Source organism: Helicobacter saguini (genome assembly GCF_000762875.2).
Lineage (GTDB): Bacteria > Campylobacterota > Campylobacteria > Campylobacterales > Helicobacteraceae > Helicobacter_A > Helicobacter_A saguini.
Window position 1 is genome coordinate 169,173 of the sequence record NZ_JRMP02000005.1, and the last position, 19,453, is coordinate 188,625.

General features: G+C 33.7%; 17 protein-coding genes. 4 read left to right on the plus strand and 13 right to left on the minus strand.

Going from position 1 to position 19,453, the window contains the following annotated elements; all coding sequences use genetic code 11:
* Window positions 1-294 precede the first annotated feature (294 nt).
* From LS64_RS04735 to LS64_RS04770, 8 genes are all read right to left on the minus strand, one after another.
* Window positions 295-2,178: an AlwI family type II restriction endonuclease gene (locus LS64_RS04735; RefSeq protein WP_034572222.1), complete on the minus strand. Its 1,884-nt coding sequence runs from the start codon at window positions 2,176-2,178 to the stop codon at window positions 295-297.
* 7 nt (window positions 2,179-2,185) lie between these two features.
* Window positions 2,186-3,163 (minus strand): DNA adenine methylase, encoded by a 978-nt coding sequence (locus LS64_RS04740; RefSeq protein ID WP_081948331.1) that lies wholly within the window; start codon window positions 3,161-3,163, stop codon window positions 2,186-2,188.
* Window positions 3,145-4,389: a DNA adenine methylase gene (locus LS64_RS04745; RefSeq protein ID WP_034572224.1), complete on the minus strand. Its 1,245-nt coding sequence runs from the start codon at window positions 4,387-4,389 to the stop codon at window positions 3,145-3,147. The genes LS64_RS04740 and LS64_RS04745 overlap by 19 nt, the downstream gene beginning before the upstream one ends.
* 12 nt (window positions 4,390-4,401) lie before the next feature.
* Complete coding sequence (locus tag LS64_RS04750) at window positions 4,402-5,232, minus strand: N-acyl homoserine lactonase family protein (RefSeq protein WP_034572225.1); 831 nt, start codon at window positions 5,230-5,232, stop codon at window positions 4,402-4,404.
* A 4-nt stretch (window positions 5,233-5,236) separates the two neighbouring features.
* Window positions 5,237-6,019: a hypothetical protein gene (locus LS64_RS04755; RefSeq protein WP_034572231.1), complete on the minus strand. Its 783-nt coding sequence runs from the start codon at window positions 6,017-6,019 to the stop codon at window positions 5,237-5,239.
* Window positions 6,020-6,121: 102 nt separating this feature from the next.
* On the minus strand, window positions 6,122-6,712 hold the full coding sequence (locus LS64_RS04760; RefSeq protein WP_052062514.1) for a PBECR3 domain-containing polyvalent protein: 591 nt from the start codon (window positions 6,710-6,712) through the stop codon (window positions 6,122-6,124).
* A gap of 65 nt (window positions 6,713-6,777) precedes the next feature.
* Window positions 6,778-7,842, minus strand: a complete 1,065-nt coding sequence (locus LS64_RS04765; protein ID WP_337190587.1) for a carboxymuconolactone decarboxylase family protein — start codon at window positions 7,840-7,842, stop codon at window positions 6,778-6,780.
* A gap of 69 nt (window positions 7,843-7,911) precedes the next feature.
* On the minus strand, window positions 7,912-9,747 hold the full coding sequence (locus tag LS64_RS04770; RefSeq protein WP_052062515.1) for an LPD3 domain-containing protein: 1,836 nt from the start codon (window positions 9,745-9,747) through the stop codon (window positions 7,912-7,914).
* Window positions 9,748-9,950: 203 nt separating this feature from the next.
* On the opposite strand from LS64_RS04770, the gene LS64_RS13580 reads away from it, so the two are divergent.
* Window positions 9,951-12,053, plus strand: a complete 2,103-nt coding sequence (locus LS64_RS13580) for a methyl-accepting chemotaxis protein (RefSeq protein ID WP_118949355.1) — start codon at window positions 9,951-9,953, stop codon at window positions 12,051-12,053.
* A 138-nt stretch (window positions 12,054-12,191) separates the two neighbouring features.
* Here the strand turns inward: LS64_RS13580 and LS64_RS04780 are convergent, their stop codons facing one another.
* Window positions 12,192-12,743 carry a type II secretion system protein gene (locus LS64_RS04780; protein WP_064773721.1) on the minus strand — a complete coding sequence of 184 codons (552 nt, stop codon included), beginning with the start codon at window positions 12,741-12,743 and terminating at the stop codon, window positions 12,192-12,194.
* A 114-nt stretch (window positions 12,744-12,857) separates the two neighbouring features.
* The gene (locus LS64_RS04785) at window positions 12,858-13,550 is read right to left on the minus strand and encodes a hypothetical protein (protein WP_034572237.1); all 693 of its coding nucleotides are present in this window, start codon (window positions 13,548-13,550) and stop codon (window positions 12,858-12,860) included.
* A gap of 344 nt (window positions 13,551-13,894) precedes the next feature.
* On the opposite strand from LS64_RS04785, the gene LS64_RS04790 reads away from it, so the two are divergent.
* The 3 genes from LS64_RS04790 (at window position 13,895) to LS64_RS04800 (ending at window position 16,301) form a co-directional block, all read left to right on the plus strand.
* Window positions 13,895-14,524, plus strand: a complete 630-nt coding sequence (locus LS64_RS04790) for a hypothetical protein (protein ID WP_052062516.1) — start codon at window positions 13,895-13,897, stop codon at window positions 14,522-14,524.
* Between the two features lie 48 nt (window positions 14,525-14,572).
* A complete protein-coding gene (locus tag LS64_RS04795) occupies window positions 14,573-15,265 on the plus strand; it encodes a triose-phosphate isomerase (RefSeq protein ID WP_034572239.1) in 693 nt (230 codons plus the stop codon).
* A 652-nt stretch (window positions 15,266-15,917) separates the two neighbouring features.
* Window positions 15,918-16,301 (plus strand): hypothetical protein, encoded by a 384-nt coding sequence (locus LS64_RS04800; RefSeq protein WP_034573619.1) that lies wholly within the window; start codon window positions 15,918-15,920, stop codon window positions 16,299-16,301.
* Window positions 16,302-16,322: 21 nt separating this feature from the next.
* Here the strand turns inward: LS64_RS04800 and LS64_RS04805 are convergent, their stop codons facing one another.
* From LS64_RS04805 to LS64_RS04815, 3 genes are all read right to left on the minus strand, one after another.
* Window positions 16,323-17,450, minus strand: coding sequence for a type IV secretion system protein (locus tag LS64_RS04805; protein ID WP_034573616.1), 1,128 nt, complete (start codon window positions 17,448-17,450; stop codon window positions 16,323-16,325).
* Between the two features lie 154 nt (window positions 17,451-17,604).
* Window positions 17,605-18,582, minus strand: a complete 978-nt coding sequence (locus LS64_RS04810; RefSeq protein ID WP_034573613.1) for a hypothetical protein — start codon at window positions 18,580-18,582, stop codon at window positions 17,605-17,607.
* Between the two features lie 10 nt (window positions 18,583-18,592).
* On the minus strand, window positions 18,593-19,453 hold an 861-nt coding region (locus LS64_RS04815), incomplete at its 5' end, for a CpaF/VirB11 family protein (protein WP_161976970.1).

Sequence of the window (19,453 nt, forward strand, 5' to 3'; positions counted from 1 at the left end):
TGGGTGCTGGAGTTCGCCGCCACTCTTTGTGGTTTCTATCAAGCCCTATTTTGCTAGGGATAGATTCTACAAATTCTATAGAATCTAGCGACTTAGATTCTATATTTTTCACGCTTTTTTTAGAATCTTTTTTGGTTTTTTGCATTTTAGATTCTATATTAGAATCTTTTTTTAAATCTCGCGTTTTAGATTCTATAGAATCTTTAGAAATTTTTTTCATAACTCTCTCCTTAAAAATAAAACGCAATTATAAAAGATGATACTTGCTCTAAGTCAAGGGCTTTTTATAAAAATTTATAAAGTTTTAACCATTTCCCTAACATCATTTTGATACCACGCACTGCCGTGCAAAGTCTCGCTTTTAAAGGCGTTATAGAATCTAGTTTGCAAAGTTTTAAAATCAATGTTAGATTCTAAAATCAAAGCTAAATCATTTACGCTAAGTGGCAAAATATTCATCCCTTTTATACATTCAACATCATTTTCAAAGTAGCACAAAATGCGGATTCTAAAATCATTTAGCACATTTTTATCCAAATGTGGCGCGATAAAAATCGCATAAGTTTTCGCCCTAAAATTAGATTGCAAACTCAAAAGCAAATTTCCTAAATGGCGGCTCACGCTTTCCATTTCAGCTCTGCGTTGGTTTGTTTTATCAGTCAAGGTCGCTTCTATCATAACGCAGTGGCTTTCATATTGATAAATTATATCTGCGTTTCCGCCTATTGCGTGGCTTTTTGGCAGCATATTAGAATCTAAGCTCAAGCCAGCTTGCAAGATTCTATCCACATTTTCATCATCGATATAATGAAAGCAAATCGCTATAATATACTCAAAAATAGTTGGCACACTCGCTTGTTCGCTCACCTTTTGTGCGATTAAAAAATCATTTTTTCTATCATTAAAAAGTTTTAGAATCTTAATAATTTCGCCCTTGCTAAAACGTTCTTTCAAAAGATTTTTAAGGCGGATTTTATCTTGCTTTTGTTTATAGTTTTTTAAATCTTGCAATGTTTTTATATCATATTTTTTAAAAGATTCTAAGATTTCATTATCATTAAAATATTCTTTTAAAAGCGTTTGTGAAACCTTACTAGATTCTATAATTTTTAGAATCTTTTCAAAGTGTGAATGTTTTATTAGAATCTTAAAAATTTCATTTATGCTAACTTTATCGCTAAAAAATTCAAAAATACCTGTAAGATTCAAATACCTAGCATTTAAATCATAATAATCTTTTAGATTCGCTAAAATCCTAGCCTTAAAAATAAGTCTAAAAAAACGTTTTCCAAATTCGCTTAAATCGCCACTGCAAAAATCTTGCAAATCTTTTAGCTTTTGCTCTTTTTTATTTGATTTTGTAATGTAGGGCAAATATAGCTTTTTAAAATCTAAGTATTTAGAATCTTTTGTAGTTATTAAAGATTCTAAAAAGGCAGCATTTTTAGATTCTATAAATGGTAATAAAATATCTTTTAAAGTTGCAATTATACTAAGTGCGCTTTTTTCTCCCTTAGCAGTTTTGAAATATTGTGTTTTTAGATTTTTAGAATCTAAGTCGCTTAAAAACATTTTTAAATTACTAGATTCTAATATGCTTTTTTGCAATAAAGATTCTATAACATTTTTTCTTTTTATAGAATCTATAAAAGATTCTACACTTTTAAAATTATTTATTAATGGTAAAAACATAAATTCATCTTTGCTTAAAGTCCCATCAAATGCCTTAAATACGCATAAATATTTTTGTAATAAATCTTTGCTTTTTGTGAAATTTAAACTAGCTTTTAAGAAAAATAATGAAATTAAGTCAATTTGTAAAAATTCATTATTGATTTTATAACTTTGCGTTTTTATTAGATTTAATAATTCATAACCTTGCGGTGTGATTAGCTTTTCTTTTCTAATGATTAGATTATAATCTTCAAGGGGCGCGGACTTTACCCTTGCATCTTTTGTGCCTAAATTTGTCGTTGTATTTTTAGAATCTAGCAAATTATGAGTTTGCAACATTTCTAAATATTTTATTTGCAAAGTTGAATCATTTGCCCAAATTTCATTTGCATTCGCATTTTTAAAAAGTTCATCAAATAATAAAATTTGAGATTCAAAATTATAAAGTAGATTTTTAACCCTAAGGCTTGTATTACCAAAATAGCTATAATGTGGGAAAGTCATAATATTCCTAATAATTTGTGATTAAAACTTCTTTAGATTCTAAGTTTTTGCTTTGATAGTTGCAATTTTTGTAGTTAAAGTTTAGATTGTGGATTTTAAATTTTGTGTGTTTTTTTAAGAAAGATTCTAGAATCTTATGCGTTTTATTTTTATGAAAAAGCACATTTGACAACGCAAATTTTATATCTTTAGAATCTAGATTGAGTAAAAAATCAAGCAAGTCATTTTCATCATTTTCCCCCCACGCATTATTTTCATTATAACTTGCATTTGCTAGGAAATAGGGCGGGTCAATATAAATAAAATCATTAGAATCTAAATTAGAAATATCAAAATTTCTAAAATCTTTATTTTGCAATTCTATATTTTTTGTCTGCAAAATTTGCATAAAATTTTTAAGTTTTTCTTGCATATTTGCGTTAAAATCGCGTTTTCCACAAGGCAGATTAAACTCGCCTTTAGCATTAAATCTTATTTGATTATTAAAGCTAAAAATAATAAGTGTGAAAAGATAAAGGGCATCTTTATTTTTATTATACGCATTACGCAAATTTAAAAAGTTATTTTTATTGAAACTTGATAAACCTTTAGAACTATCACATTTATAATATAAATATCCAAAATATTGGCTTTTTGATAACTCAAAAGATTCTATAAGTTTATTAATTTGCATAAAAATATGTTGCATTTTAGATTCTTTAAAAAGCTTAAAAATTTGCATTAATTCACTCATTTTATCATTTAAAATAATCTTTTTTGCATTTAAATTTATCCCAACATTTGCGCCACCGCAAAATAAATCAATGGCAATATTTATATTTTTTGGGAAAAGTGGCATAATTTGTGGCAATAATTTATACTTACCACCGATGTAATTTAGCGGACTTTGCACGGGTTTAGAATCTATGTTGAAAAGATTAGATTTTTGCGTGTTAGATTCTAAAGATTCTATAACATTAGATTCTATCAATGCGAGATTTGACATACAAAAATCCTTTCTTTATGCTCTTTAAATGTTGTTTTTTTATCTGTTTTACCGCTATTAAATGGAGTGAAATCCACTTCAAAAAGCCTAATTTTACCAAAAGTTTGCAGAATCTCTTTAATATCATTTTCTTTTAATATTGCGTTGCTTCGCGTGTTTGCAGATTCTGTGTTATTATAAGTAACGATTATAAATTTGCTAATTTTTGCTAGATTTTGTATTAAATCTTTGAAAGTATTTTTTGCTTCTTTTGTGCAGTATTTGCTTAAGTTTTGTGGCTTTGGTTTTTTTGCTACGCCAAAAAGTTGTGGCTTATTATTTAAAGTTAGCGTTTCTAAAAAGTGATAGAATCTGCTATATTGCCTTGAATTATACGGCGGGTCTAAAAAGGCTATGTCTATTTTAGATTCCAAAATTTCACGCGCCAAAATATTAGAATCTTCCCTAAAAATTTCTATTTTTTTATCACTTTTAAGTGGCTTTATAAGCTCAAAATTAAAACGATTTTTAAGTGCCACATTTTTACGAAAGGCATCATAATGCCCAACCGTATTTGCAATTTTATCAACGCTATAAAGCAAACTTGCAAGTAAAATGTAAAACTCTTTTTGATTAATACTTTTAGATTCTAATCTCATATCCAAATCATCGCGAATAAAGCCTATCATTCTAGAATCTAGTTTGCTAAAAAACTTATTTCCAAAGTGCAGTTCGTAGTAATTAGATTCTACATTTTTATCTAATGAGCTAGATTCTAAAAGCCTAAAATACATTGAGTTATACTCATTTTTTATAGAATCTAGCTTATTAAAATCAAAACTCTCTTGCCAAAAAAACGCCTTATAAATCACAAAATTTGAATGCAAAAAATCATTAATATAGATTCTATCAAAAGCCTTATTTTGCAATATCATTTCGCTAACCACGCCACTCCCAGCAAACACATCAAAAAAGCTAAGTTTTTTGCAATCTTTTTTGCCCTTTTTCACACATTCATTTTTAGAATCTAAAGTGCCTTTAGAATCTTTTTTGCAATCTCTCCCACATTTGTTCTTAGAATCTAAAGCGACATTTTTAAAATCTAATTTAATATTTATAGAATCTTTTATAATGTTAGAATCTAAAGCAACATTTTTAGATTCTAAAACAGATTTAATAACAAAATTTATAGAATCTAAAAGCCTACTTTTATTCCCTAGAAATCGCCTATTTGCTAGATTAAACACAGCTAAAAAACCCTAAAACTCAATCACTTGTGGTTTTATATCTACGTCATGAGATGCAAATGATTTTATACAATTAGAATCTTTACTCATTTTAGCTATCCATTCTAGCGATTTATAGGCGAGATTTTTATCTAGGGCAGTGCCTGGGGCTATCATTTCTTTCCATGATTTAGTCGCATATCCACCATCAAAATATAGCAAAATATATTTAGATTCTATAAAAATTACCGCCGCAAACATCCCATTTGTATGCCCAGGGATATTCACCAAAATAAGACTGCCATCACCAAAAAAATCCCTACTTTTCCCCACAGGACCAAAGCCATTTTCTTCAAAGCTAAAAGTCTCAATATCCACGTCATCCCACATACTAGGCACATATCTATACGCATATTTACGCGTATCATTTAGCTCGATGTCGCTACATAGAATCTGCCTTGCCCCACGCACACTTTTTAGCCCGCTAGTATGGTCACTATGCAAGTGTGAAAGTAGCAAATAATCAATATCGCTTTGACGTACCCCTAAAGATTCTAACTGCTCTATTATAGCCTCGCCACTTGGCACGTAGGCTTTATTTAGCATATAGTGCATAAGCCCTAAATGGCGGATTTGCGCGAGTGCGTCATACTTTCCATTTGGAGAATTTTCCCTACCCCAGCCTGTATCAAAAAGTATCAATCCCTTTTTATGCTCTAGTAAAAATGCAAAAACAGGTAACCAAACTTGATATTTTTTCGCGCGAAATAACCCTGTGTAGCTAAATGGATGGCTAGATTCATTACTAAAAGGAAGCGAAATATCCACTCTTACTTCCCCACATTTTAAAATATGTAGTTTCATTTTTTTACTCCATTATGTCCTGATACTCATATTTTTCATTCATCTGTAAGGCGGAAGTGGCATCACAGGCACTCTTGCATTCATTACTAAAGTTAGAATCTACACTCAAAATTATATCGCCCTTAACTCGAGTCACATTGACCCTGCAAATATTGCTCCTATCAAATCGCTCACCCGGGCTAAACTCAAGTAGCCCTTGCGTATCATTAGTAAAGCTAAATCGCATATAATTATCATAGCATCCATCTTCCCCACTTATACCAAAATAAGCCGCCTTGCAAGATTCTATCGAACACGCGATGGTGATTGTGCCTTTATATTGCGGAGTTTGCGGATTTTGCGGATTTTGTGACGTTGGTGAATTTTGCGGATTTTGCGGCTTAGTAAGGGCATACACGCCCTCCCAGTTATAAGTCTCACACAGGATTTTTGGTGCGATATTTTCGATATAGCCGCTACATTTTAGCAATTTTAGCGGGTCTTGCAAATCATAAATGCGTTCATCTAGCATTCTTTCCGCGCATTGCTTACTTGTTTCTACCGCCTTTCGCACACTTCGTGGCTTACTACAGGTGAAAAGCTGGTCTTTGAAAGCCTTTTCATTCTCATAAAGGGCGCGTTTTTGGCTCTTATTTAGGCTTAATTTTGCTTTTTCATAAGCCTTTTTTTCATCATCATAATACTCTTTTAAATACCAATCACCACAATTATATGAAATGTTAGAATCTGTGCAATTTGCGGCATTTAGCAGGTTTATCATTGCTATTAGTAAGAGTATTCTTAGCATTTTTTACCTTTGAAATTTTAGAAATTATAGCTTAGATTCTATGGATTTTTGGAATGTTTTTTGGTAGAATTATGAAATGTGGAAGCCGAGCTAGTATCTAAGTTATTCGCGGTCTTTGAACCTGCAGGGGTAACGGCTTTTTAAGCTTACTACGCCTTCCGCATTTTGAAAGGCTTTTGAATCTACATTTAATATTCCATTTTCTTTATATTGTGTTTTTAATGATAGTTCGTTTTTCTTGTTGCTTATCACTACGACTACGATGTGGTAGCCATTAATTTGTTTGCCTAAGGTGATTGCTTTTTGATTATCTCTTGTGCGTGTGATGGCAAACATTTCTGCGTCATTTATGATTAAATCAATCGTTTTGAAATCGTTTAAATCAATGGGCGGCTGTCCCCTAAATTGTGCGTGTTTAGAATCTGCTCCGTGTTGTTTTAGCACGTGTAGCATCGCACTCCCACTCATTGTAATTTTAATAGGCTTTGTTGAATCTAGATTCAGTGCTTTTATTAATTGCATATTTTCTAAGTTTCCTATCCAAAGTTTAGAATCTAATCTAATTGCTTCTTTTAGTAAATCATCGCTTAATTCATCTTTCCTTGCCAAACGCAAAGTCTTGCTTTTGTCTAATAAACTTTTAGAATCTAATTTAGAATCTTTTTTGCAATCTGTTTTACAATCTTCGCTCAAATCCTGCCCTTAAATCTTAGAATCTAAACTTAGATTCTAACATTTTTAGAGTCTGTTTATAGAATCTATTTTATAGAATCTAGCGCTGCTAGTGCGTTTAAACTACGCGGATAGCCAACATAAGGGATTAACGCCGTGATAACAGCGATTAGCTTTTCTCTATCATTTCCCATATTTAGATTGCCCTGAATGTGTGCTTTTACCTGCGAATCCGCCCCGCCAAAACTAAGCAAATACACAAATGTTAATAGCTCTCTAAACTGCAAAGATAGCACACCACGCGTATAATAATCCCCAAAGCAATTGCTACTTAAAAACTCGCGGATATGCTTTATATCGTTTGGTGCGGCAGCGTTTCCTTTATCGATTGCCTCGCCAAAAATCTCTCTTTGTGCGTTTAAGCCTAACTCGCGGCGATTTTCCCTTGTCGTTGTGCCTTGCGGTTTTAGCGGGACTTTTATGCCATTTTGTTTAAAAATCTCATTGCAAGTTGTGATAAAATCAAGGGTTCTAGGTAGCCCGATATAAGGCGTGGCTTGATAAATCATCTCTTTTATTTCTTCTGGTGTCGTTTTAATATTTAGTGCGCCTTTTAGAAAAAAGCCAAATTCGCTTAGGCTGTGAGATGCGATAAGACTTGCAAGCGTGATTAGCACGCGTTCATTTTGGGTTAGAATCTTGCTTTTTTCATACACCTCATCAAAGGCGAAATTGACATAATTTGTAAAAAACTCTGGGTCGCTCTTTTTAAGTGGCGTATCCACGCTTTTAAAAAGCTTTTTGAAATTATTTTCCGCATTTTTGGTAAGTTTCATTATTTGCTCCTTGTTTGTGGTTTTAGAATCTTTTTGACGATTTTGCGTGTTAGATTCTATGATTTTAGAATCTAGGGTGTTAGATTCTTTAAGTTTAGAATCTTTTACGTTTTTAGATTCTATAATGTTAGAATCTTTTGCCATATTTTTAGAATCTAGTTTAGAATCTTTATAATTTTTCGTGTGATTTTGTGTGTTAGATTCTATAAAATGTTTAGAATCTTTACTAGTTTCCCCAAATGTTTTAGTGCCACTAAATGCCAAAACACCGCTAATTAAAGCCGATTTTTTGATAAAATCCCTACGATTTTTCATAATATATCCTTAAAATTTAGAATCCAAAATGCAATTATAAAAGATGATACTTACTCTAAGTCAAGCCTTTCACAAATTTATAGAATCTTTTATCATTTCTTTCATTTTTTTGCGTTGTTTTATCTTGCGATAGTTAAAAATTAGTGTGAAAATATGCAGTGGATTTTGGTAGATTTTGACTAGATTTTCACATAATTTATATTCGTAGCTTTGCGTTATTTCGCAACTTTCAAGGCTTTTAGATTCTATAATATTTTTATTGCGAAAATAAATTTTTGCCAAGCTAATAGGCAGTAAAATGCTAGATTTCACGCCCTTTAGGCGACTTAAAAAAATTGCTTGATAGAATCTAAATGGCAAGGTTTTGCTCACATTTTCAAAGCCCTTAATCACGCTAGAATACAGCATTTCCTTGCAATTTTGGCTATCACTAAGCAAATTAGATTCCAAAGAATAAAGCCCTAAATCATGGCTACTTGGATAATACACAAAGGTTTTTGAATTAGCCGCAATCAAGTCAAAAAGCCCAGAGCGAATGCCGCGAACTTGCGTTACGTGCGAGCTTAAAGCCACCGCATCACGCAAGGTTAAATCCACATTTATCGCATTTTTGTGCGTATAAATTTTTTGCGTGGAATTTACAAAAACCACATAACCTTTTTGGGATAAAAGCTCAATTTCAGCCTCAAAAATGCAAGGCAAAATGCTACTAATGCTATTTGCCTGCGGGAGATAAAAAATGCAACTTTTTACTAGAAAAGATTCTATAAATTGATTAGAATCTTGCTTTATTGTAGATTTTTTGTTATCATTTTTGGCGTTAGTTTCTACAATATTGTCGGGTGGGTCGTGCGGCGCACCCTTAGGATACTGAGTAGATTCTACTGCATCTGCTTTATCCGCACGAAAGCTTAAAGATGTAGGATTTATTAGCTCCAAAGTGTAGATTTTATTATTTCCTTTACGCATTTCAAATGTCGTTATTTTAGCTATTGTTTTTTTATTATTTATTATTAGTTCACATTCAAATCGCAAGGTGCTAGAGATTTCTCTGCGATTTTTCGTATCTGTGTGTGTTTGGACTAAGTGCGCATTTTCAAAAAGATTTTGTATATTTTTTATAGCCTTAAAATGCTCATCTTTGCTAAATCCATTTGCAATGCTTTTGTTTGTGGCTTTTTGTGATTGCATTTTGTTTGCTTCTTTTGATGAGATTCTAGCGATTAATCCTGTTTGTTTGTTTTTTATATCTTTATTGAGTATTGTTTTAAAAAAAACTTTTATGTTACTACGCAGTTTTTCAAAGGTTTCATTATCCTGTGTTTGCAAAGTTAAAAGATTTTTAGAATCTTGTAGTTTAGATTCTATAATTTTTAAGGTTTTAGAATCTAAATTTAACCTTTTTGGTTTTGACATTTTAGAATCTAGCGAGAGTTTAAAAATAGCCTGAAACAATGCTAAATACGAGCTTTGCAAGGTCTCCCTCATACAATCCATTCGCTTTAAATGATGGAAATGAAAGGGCAAGATTTTACCTTTTTGTGGGCTTAAAACACATTTAGATTCTATAACTTTCCCTATTTTCCAACGCCGCAAATTATTAGCAATAATATAATTTTTTATATCAAAAAGTTCGGCTATCACACCTTGATTTTTTTGTAAAATTAGCGTGATTTTAGAATCTTTAGAATCTAAATTAGAATCTAAAATACTGCTAGATTCCATATTTTTAGAATCTTTAACTCCCAAATTAAAATCCAAATTAGATTCCAAAAACGCCCCCAAAGCCCTAAAATACGCACAAATAAAATATGTATCCCCTAGCCCAGCAGGACATAAAATATAATATGTATTAGAATCTAAATTCCCCACAATTTCTTCTACACTAAAAGTTCTAGATTCCATAACTTTACCCTATCTATAAATAAACATTAAAAATGCAATTTTACTTAAATATTGATATTTTTCTTTAATATATTAAGTCTTGCATATATAATGGGCAATATTTACACACTTAGTTTTGATTATCTAGTCCCTTTTGTTAAATAATGTTAAGTTAAAGTAAAATTTCTATATAATTCCATAAAGATTTGTGTAAGGAAGATTCTATGTCGTTTTATTCTCGTTTAAGTATCGGGGCGAAAGTCTCGCTAATGGTCGCACTACTCGTTATTTTAGGCATTTCTATTTTGTCGGCTTTCATTCTTATTATAAGCAAAAACACGGTTGAAGAAGAAGGACACAAAATCGTAAATCAAGCAAGTTGGCGATACATTAACCGCGTTGAGGGCGTAGCAACTAAAATCATAGAATCTATGCTAATTGGCGCAACCACGATAAACTCGCACTTAGAACGCACCGATATTGAAATAATCGACTTAAAAGACGTCATACAAGCCATTCCAAACAATGTTAGCGCCCTAACTCACGTCTATTTATACCTGCCAAATTACCACGTGCCTGATGGCAGGGAGTTTGACGACTTTCGCGTAGCAAATGGGCTAGTGATTTTAGCCGAGCAAAACGCGCAGGGAAATAGCGGTATGGGGACAAAGGCACAGATTATAAAAGCAGAGCCTGGCATTGCAAATTTTATGTCGATAAGACGTACCATTGAGAGTAATAAGCCTAGCCTTTCACCGCCGATAAGTATCGATTTTAAAGGGCAAAAGCAATTCGTGCAAGGCTTTGCAGTGCCGATACATAATCGCAATGGGCAAGTTATCGGCGCACTTGGCGGCTTTGTGAATTTCGAAGTAATCGGTGCGCCCTTTGTGGCAGAACGCGCTAGAATCTTTGAAAATGACCAGCGATTTATGATTGATGAAAATGGCGTGATTTTGATAAATCAAAATAAGAATTTTATCGGTAAAAAGCTAACTGAAGTAGCCCCCGGTGCGCTAACTGAAGCCCTTGTGGCTAAGGCTAAAAATGGTGAAGCCGCGATTTTACCTTATAAGACTGCCGCTGGAATTGAAGGCTTGGCTGGTATGCGTAGCGTATCGCCTATTGAGGGCAGTGGTGCGCAGTGGAATGTTGTCGCGTATATCCCAAATGAGAGCATTTTTGAGCCGCTGCGTGAGCTACTTTGGACGATTGCTGTGTGTTCGCTAATTGCTACGATTTGTATTATTGTTGGCACTATGCTTTATATTAAATCAAGCGTTGCGTTGCGTATAAAGCTTATTTTGACCACGCTAACCGAAGCCTTTAAATACATAAATCACGAGACAAACACAAAGCCAAAACTGCTAAAAATCCGCGCACAAGATGAGCTAGGCACAATGGGATTAGAAATCAATGATAATATCGAGCATACACAGCAAGGAATCGACAAAGATTCTAAAGCGGTGGCTCAAAGTGTGGAAACGGCTAAACGTATAGAATCTGGCGACTTAAGTGCGAGAATTAGCGAGGAGCCGGCAAATCCGCAGCTTATCCAGCTAAAAAATGTGCTAAATTCTATGCTTGATGTGCTGCAGGGCAAAATCGGTAAGGACACGAATGAAATCGCGCGGGTGTTTGATAGCTACACGCGTCTTGATTTTACAACTGAGGTGCGTGACGCACAGGGTCGCGTGGAGGTTGTCACGAATACTTTGGGTGGCGTAATCCGCGAAATGCTTACTACGAGCGCTAAGTTTGCAAATGATTTGAGCGAAAAATCTAAAGACTTAGAATCTGCGGTGCATACACTAAAAGAATCAGCCGATAAACAGGCGTCTAACCTAGAGCAGACCGCCACTGCAGTAGAGCAAATCACAAGCTCAATGCAAAGCGTGAGCGGTAGGACAAGCGAAGTTATCGGGCAAAGCGAAGATATAAAAAATGTAATCGGCATAATTAGGGACATCGCAGACCAAACGAATTTGTTGGCACTAAATGCGGCTATTGAAGCAGCGCGTGCGGGCGAACATGGTCGCGGCTTTGCTGTGGTCGCTGATGAAGTGCGGAAACTAGCAGAGCGAACGCAAAAGTCACTTGGCGAAATTGAAGCCAACACAAACGTGCTGGTGCAGTCAATCAATGATATGGCTGAATCTATCAAGGAACAAGCCACAGGCATCGAGCAAATCAATAACTCAATCTCGCAATTAGAATCTGTAACGCAGCAAAATACCCAAATCGCCGCCAACTCACAAGAAATCTCCACCGCCGTAGAAACCATAGCAAAGGAAATCTTGGATGATGTGAATAAAAAGAAATTTTAGAATCTAAAAAATATTCTGCGTTCAATCTAATATTGCAACTCTTGCCAACTATTCAACAAAGGTTTCTTTACAAAGTTATACACCGATTAACAACTATCATACAAAGAACTATAAACAAGATTCTATAAAGTTTGGGAGTTAAAAGGCGATGTTAAGTGGGATGTTAATATTGCCATGATAGTTCTTAAATATCGCACTGCAAAGGTTTGAAGTCACCGCACGATTGAAATTTATCTGCAAAAAATTCACCCCATCAAAGCGAATACTAAGGCAGTCATTTGCGCTATCTAGCACGCCATTATTTGCAATTTTCAGGCTATCGCCACTTGCAATCCAGCGTTGTGGCGAAAGATTTAGATGCGAAATTAGCCACTGCGGACTTGCGTTTTGGACGGCAAAAGCGTTTGTGATGGCGTATTCTTGCGTGCTTGAAATGATGGTTTGAATGTCATTTTGGATGGCGACTGCAAGGGCATTTGTGCGAGAAAAGCTAATGCGTGGCAGGGCAAGACTAGCCAAGATTCCCAAAATCACAAGGACAAATAAAAGCTCCATCATACTAAAAGCATTTGAATACTTATGATTTATAGAATCTTTTGTAGTTTTTTTTAGGATTTTAGTAATATTAGATTCTATAATATTATAAATTTTGGATATTTTGCGATATAAAATTTGTTTAATTTTTTGCATTTTTAGCCTTGTTTTAACAGAAAATAACTAAGATTCTATCATATTTGGTAATATTTCATTAAAGATTTCATTAAAAATATTATAAATTTATATTTGAAAGTAACCATTTATACCCTACTTAGAATCTAATCTCACATTTAGTTTGTAGTTATCATCTCCAACGCGCACATGCAAGATAAAATCGCCCTCTTTCAAAAGCGAATATGGGAACAAAACAAAGCCGCTTTTTGGCTCATTTTTTTTCAAGGAATTTTGCCGCAAATAATGCGCCATCAAAATGCGTCTGCCACGCCGCTCACGCTCTTGGATAGCATACATATTCGCCCTTGAAAATGAATAATCATAAAATCCATAGCCATAACCAAAGCCATAGTAAAATGGGTAGTAGAATGGATAATACGCCGCTGGGCTAAAAAATGTGTTTTCCACGCGCACATTTGGGCTAGGCACTTCGATTCCAAAGTCGCCCAAAGCTGAAGTCACGCTAATATCGCTATTTTTAAGCTGCTTAAAACTTAGCGGACGCACAGCCACGCCATTCATATCGCCGCTCACATCGTGGTCGCTAAACATCACCTCGCCATCAGTCAAATTTTCCACGATGATATACACCAAAAGCGGATTATTATCCATCCCGCCGATGTCATCTTGGGCGATTTCAAATTGAATCTTGCTATTTTGCGTTTTATCTTTTATAATCGCAATGCCATTGTTGTAGCCACCGACCTTTTCAGGCTTTACAATGAGCTTAGAACACCCACTCAAAACAATCGCAAACACGATAAAAATATAGAATCTAATAAACATTTTCCACCCCTTTTTTGAATTAGATTCTATAATTTTAGCTGAAAAGCTATTTAACATTTGTTAGTTTAAAAATATGGTTTAAATAAAGATGTTATAAGATTACTTAAAATCTAAGCACTAATTTTATACGCAAAATAAAGCTATATTGAAAAACTTAAAAACACATTGCAAAAAGCAGATTTTACTTGGAATCTTTTTTGCTTTTTTACCTGAAACTTTAAGTAAGCTTTAATAAAACTGCAATAAATAGGTAAAAAATTAGAAATATTACAATATAATTTCATTGTAATAACTTTTTATCTATTCTCAAAGTTTTAAAATTTATAACTTTTATGGAGATTTTTATGAATCTTAAGTTTTCTTTAAGGTGCGTTGTGTTGCCTTACGCACTCATTTTAGGATTTTTGCCCCCCCATTTGTACGCTGATGACGCGGCTACTAATAGCGCCGGAAATAGCGGTAATAGCGATGTTTCTAAGCTTGAGCTGGCTGGAAATGACTCCTTTGGCTATGACATCGGCAATAAGATTCGCGCGGCAAAATCAAGCTTTAACATCGGTATCGGCGCAAATTTGCTACACGAAAATAACAAAGTGCATTTCAACGCAAGCGTGATAGCTGGCTATAGCTACTTTTGGCATAAGACCTTTGGACTGCGTGGCTATGGGCTTTTTGACAATCGCTACAATGGATTTTATGGTGCGGCTGGCGTGGATGTTATGTGGGATTTTCTGCAGTTTGAGCCTTTTGGGGTTGGGGTTATTGTTGGGAGTTCGCTAGGCTATTCTGGGCTTTATGGCGATGGTGTGGGTGGCTTTTTAGCCCAAGCTCATCTTGGTTTTAGCCTTATTTTTGATAGTGGAAAGTCGCGTTTAGAGGCACTCGCGCGTCTGCCATACAACAAAGTGCATATGCTAAATGACTTTAAAAATGTCGGCGTAACTTATGTAATTATGTATTCTTATACATTCTAGATTCTGTAATTTTTAGGCTTAAAAGTTATAAATTTTAAAAGGGCAAAAATGAAAACAATCGCGGCAAATTTAAAGGCAAATCACACTCCAAAAAGCATAATCACTTATTTGAATAACTTAGAATCTAAAGTTAGTAAAATCGATACTAAAAATGTAGAAATTATCATTTTTCCTAACCAAGCCTGCTTACAAGATAACACATTTCCTAACTTTAATCTAGGCGCACAAAACGCATATCCAGCCAAAAATGGCGCATTTAGCGGTGAGATAGGCTTAGAAGTTTTGCAGAGCCTAAACATTAATCACATTATGCTAGGGCATAGCGAGAGACGCGGTATTTTGGGCGAAAGCGATGAGTTTATTTGCCAAAAGTTTGAGTTTTTTGCGGCGGCGAATATGCGGATAATGCTATGCGTGGGCGAAGATTCTAATATCAAAAAGCAGGGCAAAATCGCGCAGTTTTTAGAATCTCAACTAGCAAAAATTGATACAAGCTATCCGCTTTTAACCATTGCTTATGAGCCGCTGTGGGCGATAGGAAGTGGCGTGACGCCGACTTTAAGCGAGATTGAAAGCGTGGTAAAAATTTTACAGAATCTAAATTGCAAAAAGATTCTATATGGCGGCAGCGTGAGTGAAAAAAATATGCGTGAAATATGTTCTGTGGCTGATGGCGTTTTGGTTGGGAGCGCGAGTTTAGATTCTAATAATTTTGCGAATATGATAAGTAAGGTGGTTTAGAATACACCTTAAAGGCTTTTTATATAATCTAAATTATCTCTTATAATTAGTTAAATTCATGTTTTTTTAATAAAAGTTTTAGATTTTTTTAGAATCTAGAAGCTGATTTTATAAATTTTTTAGATTCTAAGAATGTATAGAATCTAAAAACTAAACTTTAGTGTTTAATAAAGTTTAAATATTTTTAGAACTTTAATTTTTATAAAGATGGTATATATTCTATGTCATTGCGTTGGCATTGCCTAAGTATTCCATACGTTAATAGAAAAATAGATTGCTACGAAATTTCTTGCGAAAAATCCATTAATGACGTGTTTATAGAATCTAGATTCTATGTGAATGCGAGAGCAGAATGGTTTTAAGCATTTCTGTGGCAATTTTTAAGCTTTCTTTAAGATTTTGAAAGTATAACATAAAAAAAGCTATATGTATATAAAAAATTGAAAATTTTTACATATATATATCATTTTTTCTAAAATTTATGATATAGTTTTGTCTATGAAAAACATTAAGGCATTTTGAATGATTGGTAATTGGATTTTTCTAGGCATTTCATTTGGTGCTTTGGTGTTTAGTTTTGTGTATTTGGCTGTTGCTCTTGAGAAGTCAAATAGCAAAAGTGTGAAAAATAAGAATGATTAAAGGGTATTGTATGTTTAGGATTTCAAATGTTTCTAAGAAAATGGTGGGGGTTTGTGCTTTATTTTCTACTTTATTTATTTTTAATGCGTGTGGGGATAGTGAAAGTGATTTGAAAAATTTAGCACTTGAGAAATGTAAAGAAAAAGCCGAATCTTTATTAAACAATAAATATTTCCCTTATGAAAAAGTTACAAATACTGAAATAATATCTTTTGAAAAAAACGATAAAAGAAAAGACGAATTTTATAAAGCTGAATGCAAAATAGGCTATGTTTTGAATAAGGATTATGGCGAGAGTAAAAAAGGGGATAATTATTTTCAAAAAAGTTCTATTTTTGTTAAAAAATCGTTTGATAATGCCACAGGTAAAGATAAATGGGTAGCTTATTATTAATGCTATAAGTCAATACAAATTTTATTTTTGTTTTCCTTTGCTATTATCCATGTGCGGTGTAGCAGAAGCTGTAAAAGCTCCGCTCATTAATTGCTCTCGTCTTGCGTTTTTAGCTCCTTCGTTTTGTCCAGCCATTTTTTGAGCCATACCTTCCATTCCCACCATAGCCAAACCTGCTGAAGCCATTCTCCTACCTAAGCCATTCTTTTGACCTGTATTGTGATTTATATCGCTACCTGATTTGCTAAATTGCTTCATTCCTTTCATAGCCATTCCACCAGCTCCAGCCACTGCTCCTGCGACTCCTGTTTTATGGTCTCCACTAGCACTTCCTACGATTGCTTGACACCACGCTGGAATCTTGCTAAGTAATGCTATTCCTATTAAAGTTACTATAATTGGCGTTAAACATATAACTGCAACTTGTGTATCTGGCGTATTTTCATTTAATTGCATATTCCTTGAAGATTCTAAACCTAACATTATAGCTCCACCTACTAACCAAGCTAAAGGAGCTTGTAAAGCAGTGCTAACATATAATTTAAACCACGACCAAAAATATCCACGCAAAGGCTGAATCACTAAGCAAGGTAACATAATAGGACAAAGTGATAAAATAAGCAATGCCGCAAATTTTATAAGTATTGTAAATATAACTATAAAGACAATAAACAACATCATAACCACCCACAAAAGCATCGCCATTAATGCGTAAATATATGTTGAAGCTTCATCCCAAGTCCATTTTTGTAACATTCCACCTACTACTTCATTTAACCAAGTTATTAAAGTATCTACGCCATTTGCTAGATTCATACTACTACCACTACCTTTTATAGCACCATAAAACCATTCTAAAGGTGTAACTAAAATATTTAATGCTTCCTTAAAAACTTCAAATGAGCTATAAATTGCACAAATTATTGCATAAGTAACAAGCCATACGCCCATTTTATAAAAGTCTTCTTTGTTCCATTCCTTGCCTATTTTTGTGTAAATAAATACGCATAAAGTTATTGTTAAAATAGCTATTGATAAGTAGCTTGTAAATAAATCTTTAGCCCATGTAAATAATGTTTCTTGCATTGTTACTGCTACATTACCTACTGCGGATTCCACGCTATGATAAAGTCCTTGATTTTGTGCCATTTTTTATCCTTTTATCCTAAGATTTTTAGAATCAATCTAATAAGAGTCCATACCCAACCGCATTTTACTATTAGCAATACGAATAATATAACTAATACTACTAATGCTATTTCATCGCTATAAAACCATTCAACAAGAAACATTTAAAATCCTTTTAAAAATCACAATATTTGCTTTTAGCGGTCATATAATTTGGAAAACCAAAGGCATCTCGTTCTACTTCCTTACAATTCTCCATTGCTCTATTAAACTTAGAATCTAATTTTAAATCATCGTTATTTTCTTTCTTTTCTATCTTTGTATCATAGATTTGATTAGTTTGTTGCATAATTGTCGCCATCATATTGCTCGTATTTTGCATTAAATCATATTGTTTTATCAAAATATCAAGCATCATTTGTTGGACTTTTACTGCTATTTCTCTTTGTTCTTTTTCGGTTTTACCCGACATATTTTCTACCTCTTTTTCTAAATTTTCGCCTTGCTCTTTTAGCTTTTTCCTTTCACCCTCTTGCGAATTATCATAAGCTTTATATCCGCTACTTATCTTTGCAATCGTTGCGTATTGCGTTTGTATTTGATTGTTTTTGATTTTTTTTCTATTGTCTTGGATTTCTTTCATTTTGTTATTAAAGCAAGTATCATCGCCATCAATCAAGCATTGCTGGGCTTCAGTTAGGCTTTTTTGCTCTAAATGCTGTTGCACTTTTTTATCACCTATTAGTTCGGCACAGGCTTGAATCTCGGCAAATTTATTTTCGACTAAGCCTTTATAATCTTTTGCTTTTTCTTTGATAAGGTTTGCAAATTGTTGATTATCCTTAAGAATGTTGCAATCATTTTGCAATTTATTCCACAAATTATCAAGGTTTGTCATTTGCTCGACTTGCTCTTTCATTTGATTTATTTCATCCCAGCCCTGCTTTAACTGATTAACAAAAGCGTTTATTTTTGTTAAATCAATACCTGCGGCGGCTAGTTGCTTTTCAAACATCATCATTTCTTTTATTTGGTCGACGTAGCTTGTGATTTGCTGTGTTAAGCCTGTGAAGTCGAATACAGGTAAGTTTGCATGTGCTGTTTGTATGCTTAAGCTTATGCTTAAAATTGAACTTATTAGAATCTTTTTCATGGTTGTCTCCTTAAATAAAGTTAAATATTTTTGTGCTTGGACTTGTGATATTTATCACATTTAAGTCGCTAAAGTGTTTAGAATCTTGTTTAGATTCTATGTTTTTTTGGATTGCTTCTTTTGTTTGCAATGACGTGTTGTCTTGGATTGCCACGCCTTTAGCTTCGCTAGAGTCTCGCAATGACAAATTAGATTCTAAAAGCCTTAAAACACTCTCATTTATAGAATCTTTTGAGTTGCCCTGTCCTGCTTTTATATGTGCTTTTACATCTAGGATTTCTAGAATCTTACGCTGTTTTCCCACACGCTCGATTTGCACGATATAATCAATGGCACTACGAATATAATCACGCAGGGCTTCTCTATCATTCATTCCACCAAACATCGCATTAGTAATAATCGCATTGATAGCATCTTCGCTATTATTAGCGTGTAGCGTGGATAGATTCCCACTATGCCCTGTGTTATTCACACGCAAAAATGTCAAAGTATTGCGAATGTCAATCTCGCCTAAGAATAATCTATCAGGTCGCAAACGCATTGCATTATTTATCGCAGTAGTGTAGGTATATACGCTATTTTCATCCTTTGGCACGGCGATTTGTGTTTTATTTGGATTTGCGACAAATAGTTCTTGTGAATCTTCAATCGTAACAACCCTATCATTTATAGGGATTTCTTGCATTAGCGAGTTTAGAAAGCTAGTCTTACCACTACCTGTGCCACCACTAACTAGGACATTTTTCTTATCTTTGATAAAGTCTTTAATGCGTTGGTGTGTCCAGCCTTGCTTAATTAGATTCTCACTCAAAACAAAAGATTCTAAATTAAAGCGACTTTTACTTGGAATACGAATACAAATACACACATC